Here is an 11,844-nt window from a genome sequence, read left to right as displayed (position 1 = left end):
TGACCTCTCTATTGCATTAATTTCGTTTCTCGTTGAAACGCTTAATCTTTTCTAACTTCTCTTTGATACGCTTACGCTTTAATGGCGATAAGTAATCAACAAATAGCTTACCTTCTAAGTGGTCCAGCTCATGCTGAACGCAGATAGCCAATAAATCATCAGCCTCAAAGGTATACTCTTCGCCATCGCGATTAAGCGCTTTTACAGTCACCTCAGCAGCACGAGGCACTAAAGCTCGCGATCCAGGCACCGATAAGCAACCTTCTTCGATACCATCTTCACCGCGCTTTTCAATAATTTGCGGGTTAATTAGCACCATGGGTTGATCTCGGCTATCCGAAACATCAATCACCACAATACGTTGATGAATATCGACTTGAGTCGCAGCAAGCCCGATACCCTCTTCGTCGTACATGGTTTCTAGCATGTCATCAACGATTTTTTGGATCTCTGGCGTGACCTTTTCAACCGGCTTGGCAACGGTGCGAAGACGATCATCAGGGAATGTTAATACTTGTAATACAGACATATACACTCGAAAAATTGAACTGTGCCGAAACAGCTTAACGCTGGTTGGGTCAATTCTAGACATTTTATGACCTAAATGACAGCATCCTGCCATATTTCTCACAAACCTTTTCTCATTCATCCAGCAAGGAAGTCAGGTGATGACCGTATTAATGACTCGATATCGCTCTCTGTGGCTACGGTTTAGCGCACTAGGTTTAGCCGCTCTCTGCTTATCCATCAATGCATTAGCCTCTCCTGCTCCGTTAAGCATCAAAGACTCAGCACCACGGACTTATACGGTAGTTAAAGGCGATACACTGTGGGGGATTTCTGCCCTGTATTTAGATAGCCCTTGGTTATGGCCACGTCTGTGGCAAGCAAATCCTGAGATAAGTAATCCGCATTTAATTTATCCTGGCGATCAACTGACGTTAATCTGGCGCGACGGTCAACCGACATTAAGCCTTAAACCGATGATCAAACTCAGCCCACAAGCACGAGTACTCAAAAAACCGCCCCTCACAACGGTCGAAGAAGCGTTACTGCTGCCTTATTTACTGGCTGATAGACTGATTCTCTCCCAAGAGTTAAACGACCAGTTACGCATTCTTGGCTCAAATCAAGGCAAGCAATACCTGAGTCAACCGGATGCGCTATACCTTGAAGGTCAACATGAGGCGCAACATTGGGGTATCTATCGTCCCATGAACGAGTTTCAACGTGCCAACCACTCTATGCGAGCTCTACGTCGCTTGGCGACCGCACATCTGGTTGAAAGTACCCCCTCAATGACAACCTTAGCCATTGATGAGCTCAATCAAGAGATCCGTGCAAACGATATCGCTTTGCCAGAAATCAGCTTGGAATCATTACCATTAAGTACAACTTTTTTCCCTCGCCCAGCACCACATGATGCGCGCCCTAGGCTACTCGGCACGTTGGAAGGCAGTCAATACGCAGCGAAGCACCATGTGGTGGTTATCGACCATGGGCGAGAAGAGGGCCTAGAACAAGGCAGCATGTTTGAACTTTATCAAGCCGGCCAAACGGTTTACCAAAAGGGGGAGCAATATACCGACAAAGCACAGCGCGCCAGCCAAGTCATTACGTTACCAGCGAAAAAAGTCGGTACTCTCATGGTCATTCGTCCTTATCCCACCATGAGTCTAGCGCTGATCACCAGTAGCCAAGCCGCGATTGATAATCAGATAGTGATCCTACCTCCCGAGGTATCGGATAGCGCGACATCGACGTTCAGCTCACTTCACCCATAGCACAGTGATGCCAACCGACCAACACGATTTAACCATCTGGCTCGCACTCAGTTTTACGCCTAAGTTAACCCAAAAAAACTTAAGCCGATTACTGAGTCGTGATGCATTGACTAACCTTGCGGGTTACACCGCCCAACAATGGCTGGCTCTGGGATTAACCGCTCAACAAGTGGATTATCTGCTTAACCAAAGTAAGAAGGACATTGAACAGTGTTTAATCTGGCAGCAACAAGCCACACAGCGTCATATCATCCCTCTCTATGATGAGGTCAATTATCCTCCGTTATTACGTGAAATTCCCTCGCCCCCCAAAGTACTGTTTGTTGAAGGACAACGGCACTGGTTAAAACAACCTCAAATCGCTATTGTCGGCAGTCGTAATGCGACGATTGATAATCAACATATCGCTCAACAATTTGCTGGTGAATTAGCCGCGCACAATATAGTGATCACCAGTGGACTGGCTTTAGGCATTGATGGTTATGCGCATGATGGAGCGCTGAAAGCTGGGGGAGCAACCCTGGCAGTATTAGGCTCTGGACTGAATTGTATTTATCCCACACGGCATAAAACGCTTGCGGAGCGGATCAAAGATAATGGCACATTAATTTCTGAGTTTCGTCCTAATACGCCACCGCGTGCCGAACACTTTCCACGACGCAATCGCATTATCAGTGGCTTATCTCTTGGGGTGTTGGTTGTAGAAGCCGCTGAAAAAAGTGGCTCATTAATCACCGCCCGCTATGCAATAGAACAAGGACGAGACGTTTTTGTGATTCCCGGCCCGATCACGAGTACCAATAGCCAAGGCAGTAATCAGTTGATCCGTCAAGGTGCCTGTCTCGTACAGACTGTTGAGGATATTTTGGCAGAAGTAGAAAACCTGCTCAATTGGTGCAAAGATTCACCCTCTAGCACACAAGGTGAACTTTTTTGTTACCCAAATAATGAAGAACAATTGCCATTTCCCGAGCTGTTAGCTAACGTAGGAGTAGAAGCGACACCAGTTGATATTCTGGCACAACGGACCCATATCCCCGTGCAAGAAGTCATGATGCAGCTACTAGAGTTAGAGCTTTTAGGCCATGTTGTTGCCGTTTCCGGTGGCTATATTCGTAAGGGGAGAGGCAAGCTATGATGATGGATATTTTGATGTATCTATTTGAGACGTATATCCATAGCGATGCTGAATTGCAGGTGGATCAAGACGAGCTCGAAGATGAATTGTTAAGAGCAGGCTTTCATCAACCAGATATTTACAAAGCACTACATTGGCTTGAAGAGCTGGCAGCGTTGCAACAAACGGATACTCACTCTGCCATCGCCACCAGCGCAACCACGTCGATGCGAATGTTTACCGCCCAAGAAATGGAACGTTTGGACATTGAAGCACGTGGATTCTTACTGTTTTTAGAGCAAATAAAAGTATTAACCTCTGATACCAGAGAAATGGTTATTGATCGAGTCATGGGCTTAGAAACCAACGAATTCGAACTCGATGACCTAAAATGGATCATTTTAATGGTGCTGTTTAATGTTCCCGGCAATGAAAATGCCTACACCTTGATGGAAGAGCTACTGTACAGCAAAGAACAAGGTATTTTACATTAAGCAACTATGAGCAATTCGATCGATCCATCGCTATTTTCGGCTCATGAACAAGCCCTTAACCATCAACCATGTCCCAAGTGTGGCGGAGCCCTACAGCTTCGCCGCGCTAAACTTGGCCCATTCTTAGGCTGTGAGCACTACCCCCAGTGTGACTATATCAAACCCTTGCATCACAACGATGGACACATTGTCAAACCACTCGGTGTCGCTTGCCCAGAATGTCAACATGAACTGGTGCTACGCCAAGGACGCTACGGCATGTTTATCGGTTGCAGTAACTATCCAATCTGTCACCATATCGAGTCACCAACCGCAAACACACCAAAAGAAAACCATACGAGTCACTTGGTTTGTCCAGAATGTCGCCAAGGCCATCTAATCGAACGTCAATCTCGGTTTGGCAAAGCCTTTTATGCCTGTGATGCCTTCCCAAAATGCAAATTTGCCGTCAATCAGCCACCATTAGCAGGACAATGCCAAGTTTGTGGATTCCCATTACTGGTAGAGAAAAAATTTGCCAACGGCACTAAACACTTATGCGCAAATCGTAAATGCGCGCACGTTCAATCCGCCGACTAACTTACTTTACAGGTTCAGGTTACTTCGCCACACGCTGAATAAATTCACTTAACCACTCTTCAACTGCATCTTCAGGTACAGGATGGTGCTGAATATCAATCGTTAAGCAATCTGCAATCGGTGTTGCGCCAATGTCTTCCAATAAATCATCAGCGTGTTTTCCCGCCGCACAAAAGGTGTCATAACTTGAATCACCAATCGCAACCACCGCGTAAGACAACTGCTGAGTATTCGGTGGCGTTTGCTGAAGATCATTAATAAAAGGCTGAATATTATCAGGATAATCTCCAGCACCATGAGTTGAGGTCACAATAAGCCATGTACCTTGCGCTGGAATATCCGCCAATACGGGCTGGTTATGAATCTGAGTATCAAGCCCCGCTTGCTGCAATACGTCACTAATGTGATCGCCTACGTACTCAGCCCCACCCAAGGTACTTCCGGTAATAATATGAATCATGTGCATTACTCGATTAACTGATATAAAAAAATGACGCAGCTAGCGTGATGAACTTCTCGCCTATATCTGTTGACGAACTGCCTTAATACAGCAACGTGACGTCAATCGCTCAAGAAAGCCAACAAATCGTTTCTTGAGATTGGAAACGAGCGACATAGCCGTCTAAGATAATTATATTACACGTAAAATGAAGCACTCTGTAGCCAAAACCTAACAAAGTCATGATGAGAATAAACGCGCAGAGATCATAAGTTAGAACAATGAGAAATAAATCGTTCATCGACTCATCGAAACCAATAAAAATAAGCGGATGCCATTAAAGCATTGGCTAAACCGTGAGGAGACTCTTTTTGCAACAACTCGAACGTATTTTGTATGTCGAAGACGATCCAGATATCCGCGAAATTGCCACCATTGCGCTGGTCGATGTTGGAGGTCTGACGGTAAAAGCTTGTGATTCAGGCGCACAAGCTTTACGAGACATTAGCGACTTTGCGCCACAAATGCTGCTATTAGATGTCATGATGCCCGATATGGATGGGCCAGAAACACTACAGAGGCTGATCCAGCAGGGAGATGTCAATCAATCCATTGCTATTGTATTTATGACCGCGAAAGTCCACCCTGAGGAAATTGAACGTTATAAACAGCTTGGCGCGATAGAGGTCATTTCTAAACCTTTCGACCCAATGACACTGGCTGACGATATCATCAAAATTTGGGCATTATTTAATGAGTAACTCATCACCGCCGAGCTCGCTAACTACTCGCTTAGAAGCCTTAAAGCTTGCCTATTCAAAACGCCTCGATTCCGAACTGGAACAGCTTCGATCTCTCGCCAAACAGATAACCAGTAAACCTGATGATACGGCCTATCTTGAACAGTTGCATTCAACATTACATACCCTAGCTGGCTCGGCTGGCACCTTTGGTTTCAATCAACTGGGTCGACAAGCACGATTATTTGAGCAACAAGTCCAACAAGAGCTAGCAAAAAAACGTACCGACCGACACCCCTTAGCTGTTCTCGAATGGGTCAAACAACTAGCGATCATCGTTGATTCAGATACAGAACCAAAAACCGCGGTGAGCTTTTCGACACCTAACGCTGAGACACTAATCGAAAAACCAAAGGTGTGGTTAATTGAACGCGATATCATCCTCGCCGAATATACCATGCAGCAACTAGAAAGCTTTGGCTTTCGTGTTAAGCACTTAAAAGATGCTGATGAACTTGAGCATCACACTTCTGAGTCGCCAGATTTACTTTTGATTGATCATAACGCAGGACAAACAGAAGCACTCAAGTCCGAACCGGTCGCTTTTTGGCAGCAATATCTCAACGCTTTTTCCTGTCCACGACTATTTATGGGCGTCGAGGAAACCTTTACCGCTCGTTTGCGTGCGCTGCGCAGTGGTTGACAAGCCTATTTTATTAAACCATTAGATATCATTAAGCTTTCTTCTTATATCATTGAACTAACTAACACCGAGCAAACCGCTCCTGAACGCGTTCTACTGATTGAAGACAACCAAGGCCTAGCACAAGATTACCAAACCGCATTAAGCGAAGCGGGAATGGAAGTGATGGCACTCGATCGACCAGAAACCTTGTTTGAAGCAATGAGTGAATTTAATCCTGAAATAATACTCATCAGCCTAAGCTTTCCTGATGTCTCGGGAGTAGAAATAGCGACTTTATTAAGACAATCCGACCGATGGCGTCAACTACCGATTATTTATCTCGCCCCCCAATCAGATAATACAGCAGAAGCCGATCTGTTAATCACTGGCGCCGATGGATTATTGACTAAACCTATCGACATCACCCTACTGATCAAACTGTGTCGAGCACGCGTTCAACAGCTTCGTGAACGAGAACAAGCGCGAACTCAAGATGGGTTAACTCAGCTATTAAAGCACGCCAGCATTAAAGAAGCCTTACATAATCAGTGGCTTATATCTCAAAGGCAAGCGCAAGGTTATTGTGTGGTTATGCTTGATATTGACCACTTTAAACGGGTTAACGATACCTATGGTCATTCGGTCGGTGATGTGGTTATTGCCACGACTGGAACTTTATTAAAACAACGCTTTCGCCGTACAGATAAGCTCGGTCGCTACGGTGGTGAGGAGTTTATGCTGATTCTTCTCCATTGTGATCTTCAGCAGGCAGAAAAAATGGTGAATGGTTTAAGGCAAGATTTTTCAGCGATTCAATTTAGCGGTGGTCAGCAACGATTTTCCTGCACAATATCAGCAGGCATTGTCGATAGTCAGCAATTTCCTAACGATGACGCCGAAACACTGCTCAACCGTGCCGATCAAGCGCTATATCTGGCCAAAAACCGTGGGCGCAATCGAGTTTGCTTGGCAACGCCAGAGGCGATCTCGAATGATTAAGGATGACTAATGCAAATACCACCTCTTCCTGAGGAAGAAAGCGAACGTCAGAAAACACTGGATCAAACCGGCTTACTCAACAGTGGATCCGAAGCTCGCTTTGATCGTATTACGCGTCTCGCGCAGCAGATTTTTTCTGTCCCGATCGCACTCATCTCTCTGGTTGACCGAGATCGTCAATGGTTTAAATCTCGTCAAGGGCTTGATGCACAGCAAACCCCAAGAGAGATTTCATTTTGTGGCCACGCTATTTTAAATAGCGAAGTATTTGTGATTGAAAATGCACTGGTGGATCAACGATTTTGCGATAATCCCTTGGTCATGGGCGCTCCTGATATTCGTTTTTACGCTGGTGCTCCATTACACTCAACCAAAGGTTATCGGATTGGCACACTCTGTTTAATCGATAGCCAGCCGCGATCATTTTCAAGCAAGCAGCGTTCGATGCTCAAAGATTTGGCCGCCACCATTGAAGCATTAATCCAAGCCGAGGAGCTCAGTAATGAGCGACTTGGTAAGTTAACCGCCCAACTTCCGGGCGTCGTCTATCAATTTCAACGCTTTGCTAGTGGTAAAATTACCTTCCCTTTTAGCTCACCACAAATTCTCGATCTCTATGGCATTACACCTGAACAAGCCGCGCAAGATGCTAGCCCAGCTTTTGAACGAATCCATCCTGACGATTTGCAAGCGATCAGTGACTCTATTGAGCATTCCGCGAATACTTTAGAATATTGGCAAGCAACTTATCGAGTCCGCTACCAAGGTCAAGATTACCGCTGGTTTGCTGGGCAAGCCAAGCCAGAAAGATTAAGCGATGGCAGTGTATTATGGCACGGCTATTTACACGATATCCACGAGCAAGAACAAGCGCGCCAAACCACCGAAAGAAATGAAGCGAGATTGCGCAGTTTATTCGATTTTTCACCGATTGGTATCGCACTTAACGATTTCGAAACCGGCCAGTTTCTGGATCTGAATAACGCACTGATTGCCCCTACTGGTTATACTCGCGAAGAATTTGTCGCCCTTAGCTATTGGGATATTACGCCTCAAGAATATCAACCACTCGAAAAGCAAGCACTCGCCAACTTAAACACCACGGGACGCTACGGCCCATTTGAAAAAGAATATATTCGTAAAGATGGCAGTCGCTATCCCGTTCGCTTACAAGGCATGTTAAGCAAAGAGCAAGATGGTCGCACAGTAATTTGGTCATTGATTGAAGATATTACCGAGCGCCGTAAGCTTGATAAGATGAAAGATCAATTTATCTCAACGGTCAGCCACGAACTTCGAACGCCCCTAACATCAATTAAAGGTTCACTCAATTTACTTGCCGGAGGAGCGGTTGGCTCCGTTTCTGATAAAGCACAAGCCCTATTAGTCACCGCTGAGCGTAATGCTCAACGTTTAACGACCTTGATTAACGATTTACTCGACATGGAAAAATTGGTTGCAGGCAAAATGCCGATGACCTTTTTAAAACAACCTCTTGGTCCTTTACTGGATGAAACCATCGATTCCTTAAGCAGTTATGCTCATCAGCATAATGTTGTGCTGCAATACTCTAGAAGCTGGCCCGCCGTACAAGTCAATGTTGATGGGCAGCGTTTGATTCAAGCATTGAGTAACCTACTCTCTAATGCGATTAAGTTTTCTCCGCAAAGCGAAGCGATAACCATCAAGGTGCAACAACAGGATACCAATATCCACATTCTGGTACGCGATCGTGGTCAAGGTGTCGCACCTGAATTTCAAGACCGACTGTTTCAACGTTTTTCTCAAGCTGACAGTAGCGACACCCGTAAACTACCTGGAACCGGGCTTGGGCTCGCGATTACTCAGGAAATCTGTCAACAACTCGGAGGTTGTGTCATGTACCGACAACCTAACGGCCGTGGGGCCGAGTTTATTATTCAATTGCCGATAGGATGAAGCGCATGCTACGAGTGCCATTAAGTCTGCGGATTATTCTCCTCGTGATCATCACCAGTACCGTATTGGTGGGTGGCTTGCTGATGACCGTCTATAAACTGATGATCAATGATTACCAAGCGTTAGTGATGGAGCGCGAGAGTGCTAAAATAGACCGCCTAGTGTCAGAACTTGAACTCTCTCAACAACAACGCTTACTCGGATTAGAAGGCTTGGCGAGTCGTGTATTAAACCAAGAAGGGCAATTATCCCCCCCATCGATACTACAAGCTTTACTGCAAAAGCCCTCTGTCGCTCGCTATCTGTTTCCTGATGGGGTACTTATTTTTGATGCCCAGGCAACATTAATTGCCGAAAGTGATTATGTGCCAGGTCGCCTTGGAACCAACTATGCCGACAGACCACACTTTCAACGCGCCAAAGAAACTCTGCAACCCGTCATCTCGGAACCCATATTAGGTCGTCGAACTGGCCTACCGTTAATTTCCTATATACATCCTTTGGTCACCAGCGAGGGAGAGATTTTAGGCTACCTTGGCGGCAGTTTAGATCTATCTAAAACACCGCTACTCAATAAACAGCTAGCCACTAATGATTCCGCTAACTTAATCACCATCATTATTGATCCGACACATCGCTTATTTGTATCGATGCAACAACCCTTTGATAAGCCTGAGCCCTTACCCGAAGTAGGCATTAACCCTTTGGTTGATTCCGCTGTGTCTCTCAGTCCAGCAGGCACCTTAGTTAATTATCAACAACAGCGCTATCTACTGATCAATCGATCGCTACAAGAACTGGGTTGGGTCGTATTACGCGCTATCCCTTACACCGAGGCAATGGCTCCCGCACAAACCTCTTTTCATCGCTTATTATTAATCACTCTCATCGCCACAAGCTGTATCGGATTAGCAGGGATCGGCTTGGCACACAGCATCACCAAACCGATTGAAAAAATGACTCGACGCATTGATCAAATGGCGGATAGTGGCCGCTTTGACGGTAATTTCCTAGAACAAGGAGGCCCTGAAGTTTGCGCATTGGCTAGGGCGATGAACCGCCTTGCTGAACAACGAAAAACCGCAGAAATTGCCTTATCTCAAGCCGAGCGTTTTTTAGCGACTGTATTAGATGCGGCCAGCGAGATTTCGATTATTGCGACCGACAAGCATGGGCTTATCACCGCGTTTAATACTGGTGCGGAACATTTACTTGGTTACAGCAAGCACGAGATGATTGGCAAACAGACCCCGGCGAGCTTACATATTGAAGAGGAAGTCGCCGCGCGTTCAGTAGAACTAACCGCACTCCTTGGTTATCCTGTTGAAGGTTTTAGAGTATTTGTTGATATTGCAGAAAAAGAAAATCACGAGAAACGAGAGTGGACCTATGTGCACAAAAATGGCCGCCATATACCAGTATCTATGATCGTCACCACCATGCGTAATGCGGTTGGTGAAATAACCGGCTACCTTGGTATCGCAGAAGATATCACTGAATACAAACGTATGAATAAAATGAAAAGTGAGTTTATCTCAACCGTCAGCCATGAATTAAGAACCCCCCTTACCTCTATTTCTGGCGCGCTCGGTTTGATTATCGGTAGTCGCTTTGAACAACTACCGGACAAAACTCAAAAACTAATCGAGACAGCCCATCGCAATAGTCAACGTTTGTCCCATTTGATTAATGATTTACTCGATATTGAAAAAATTGCTGCCGGTAAACTGCATTTCGACATGCGCTTGCACGAGTTAACGCCATTAGTCGAACAAGCGATAGAAACCAACCAACACTATGGCAGCAGTCGCGATGTCTCAATCCGCTTAATCTGTGACGCGAGCACAGTTTTGGTTCATGTCGATAGCCAACGTTTACTGCAAGTACTGGCTAATTTATTATCCAATGCCATTAAATTTTCATCCGATCATGGTCAGGTAATTGTTGAGGTCACTACCGATAACGGTAAAGCGATCGTCAGCGTTATTGACCAAGGCCCGGGCATTAGCCAAGCGTTTCGTGAACGTATTTTCCAACGTTTTGCTCAAGCCGATTCCTCTGATACTCGAGCAAAAGAAGGCACAGGACTTGGACTAGCCATTTCACGTGAGCTGATTGAACGCATGGGTGGGCAAATTGATTTTGAATCTACGGTGGGTAAAGGCTCGCGATTTTTCTTTGTATTGCCCTTAGTTTCACCACTATGTACGCTCAAATCTGATGCAAGCCATGACGATAACCATCCGCCAACAGGACGTATTTTGGTGGTAGAAGATAATATTGATGTGGCGAAACTGTTGGCCATCATGCTAGGTGATGCTGGGTATCAGGTTGATATCTGCTATAACGGTGCTGATGCGCTGCAAGCTATACACAGCCGAACTTACGACCTGATTAGTTTAGATCTGATGCTTCCTGATATCAGCGGATTAGCGATCATCCGTCAACTTCGCCAGCAAACCACTACGGCCACTATCCCGATTGTGGTTGTCTCTGCCACCATTGAGCAAGGACGCTTAGCGCTTAATGGTGATGGCGGTGATATCGAGTGGCTCTCTAAACCCATTGATCAACAGCAACTGATTCATTTAGTCCAACAACAGCTTTCCTTAACATCACCCTACCAGCCACACGTACTGCATGTTGAAGATGATTCTGACTTACATGAGGTCATTCGTGAGATGGCGGGAGATTCAGCACATTTTGAACTTGCTTCAACCCTTGCACAAGCTCGTCTAAAGCTACAACAAGCGTCTTTTGATGTCCTATTATTAGACCTTAACCTTCCTGACGGCTCAGGCTGGGAGCTACTTTCTGAAGCAAAGCTACTCCAACCTGAAATAAAAATCGTCATTCTTTCTGGTAAACCAGTCACTCAGCATCAGCATGATCAAGTTGAAGCCGTGTTACTCAAATCACGCTTATCGACCACAACCTTACTTGAAGGGATCCACTCTCGCATCAAAACCTATCGCTCTCAGCAAGAGATGGAGTAGCCAAAATGACGAAAAAAGCCCAAGCGGATCACGCGTGGGCTTTATTTCTCATGACAAGCAAAAATAGAGCGGA

Annotated in this window: 11 protein-coding genes; 9 read left to right on the top strand and 2 right to left on the bottom strand. The window is 45.6% G+C overall.

From position 1 onward, the window contains the following. Nucleotides 1-16: 16 nt before the first annotated feature. A complete protein-coding gene (gene def, locus CAG60_RS12105) occupies nt 17-529 on the bottom strand; it encodes a peptide deformylase (RefSeq protein ID WP_004397567.1) in 513 nt (170 codons plus the stop codon). A gap of 139 nt (nt 530-668) precedes the next feature. Here def and CAG60_RS12100 point away from each other — a divergent pair, with 139 nt between their 5' ends. Genes CAG60_RS12100 through CAG60_RS12085 form a run of 4 tightly spaced genes read left to right on the top strand, consistent with a single transcriptional unit; the run spans nt 669 to nt 3,974 of the window. After that, nucleotides 669-1,784: a LysM peptidoglycan-binding domain-containing protein gene (locus CAG60_RS12100; RefSeq protein ID WP_161439035.1), complete on the top strand. Its 1,116-nt coding sequence runs from the start codon at nt 669-671 to the stop codon at nt 1,782-1,784. A 7-nt stretch (nt 1,785-1,791) separates the two neighbouring features. Beyond that, a complete protein-coding gene (gene dprA / locus CAG60_RS12095) occupies nt 1,792-2,922 on the top strand; it encodes a DNA-processing protein DprA (RefSeq protein WP_161439022.1) in 1,131 nt (376 codons plus the stop codon). Continuing rightward, nucleotides 2,919-3,395 (top strand): DUF494 family protein, encoded by a 477-nt coding sequence (locus CAG60_RS12090; RefSeq protein WP_154169673.1) that lies wholly within the window; start codon nt 2,919-2,921, stop codon nt 3,393-3,395. Before dprA ends, CAG60_RS12090 begins: the two co-directional genes overlap by 4 nt. A 6-nt stretch (nt 3,396-3,401) precedes the next feature. Then, complete coding sequence (locus tag CAG60_RS12085; RefSeq protein WP_161439021.1) at nt 3,402-3,974, top strand: DNA topoisomerase family protein; 573 nt, start codon at nt 3,402-3,404, stop codon at nt 3,972-3,974. A 19-nt stretch (nt 3,975-3,993) separates the two neighbouring features. On the opposite strand, the gene mioC is transcribed toward CAG60_RS12085, so the two are convergent. Then, complete coding sequence (gene mioC, locus CAG60_RS12080) at nt 3,994-4,434, bottom strand: FMN-binding protein MioC (protein ID WP_040905787.1); 441 nt, start codon at nt 4,432-4,434, stop codon at nt 3,994-3,996. 350 nt (nt 4,435-4,784) lie between these two features. Here mioC and CAG60_RS12075 point away from each other — a divergent pair, with 350 nt between their 5' ends. Genes CAG60_RS12075 through CAG60_RS12060 form a run of 5 tightly spaced genes read left to right on the top strand, consistent with a single transcriptional unit; the run spans nt 4,785 to nt 11,771 of the window. Then, a complete protein-coding gene (locus tag CAG60_RS12075) occupies nt 4,785-5,174 on the top strand; it encodes a response regulator (protein WP_154169677.1) in 390 nt (129 codons plus the stop codon). Next, the gene (locus CAG60_RS16530; RefSeq protein ID WP_202598576.1) at nt 5,167-5,856 is read left to right on the top strand and encodes an Hpt domain-containing protein; all 690 of its coding nucleotides are present in this window, start codon (nt 5,167-5,169) and stop codon (nt 5,854-5,856) included. The genes CAG60_RS12075 and CAG60_RS16530 overlap by 8 nt, the downstream gene beginning before the upstream one ends. Nucleotides 5,857-5,868: 12 nt before the next feature. Next, on the top strand, nt 5,869-6,837 hold the full coding sequence (locus tag CAG60_RS16525; protein ID WP_337247117.1) for a GGDEF domain-containing response regulator: 969 nt from the start codon (nt 5,869-5,871) through the stop codon (nt 6,835-6,837). Between the two features lie 9 nt (nt 6,838-6,846). After that, nucleotides 6,847-8,775 carry an ATP-binding protein gene (locus tag CAG60_RS12065; protein ID WP_161439020.1) on the top strand — a complete coding sequence of 643 codons (1,929 nt, stop codon included), beginning with the start codon at nt 6,847-6,849 and terminating at the stop codon, nt 8,773-8,775. Nucleotides 8,776-8,780: 5 nt separating this feature from the next. Then, nucleotides 8,781-11,771 carry a response regulator gene (locus tag CAG60_RS12060; protein WP_161439019.1) on the top strand — a complete coding sequence of 997 codons (2,991 nt, stop codon included), beginning with the start codon at nt 8,781-8,783 and terminating at the stop codon, nt 11,769-11,771. The last annotated feature ends 73 nt before the right edge of the window (nt 11,772-11,844 follow it).

This window comes from Vibrio sp. V33_P6A3T137, assembly GCF_009904835.1.
Lineage (GTDB): Bacteria > Pseudomonadota > Gammaproteobacteria > Enterobacterales > Vibrionaceae > Vibrio > Vibrio metschnikovii.
Note: the sequence above shows the minus strand (reverse complement) of the source record. Positions and strands in the feature narration are given on the sequence as shown.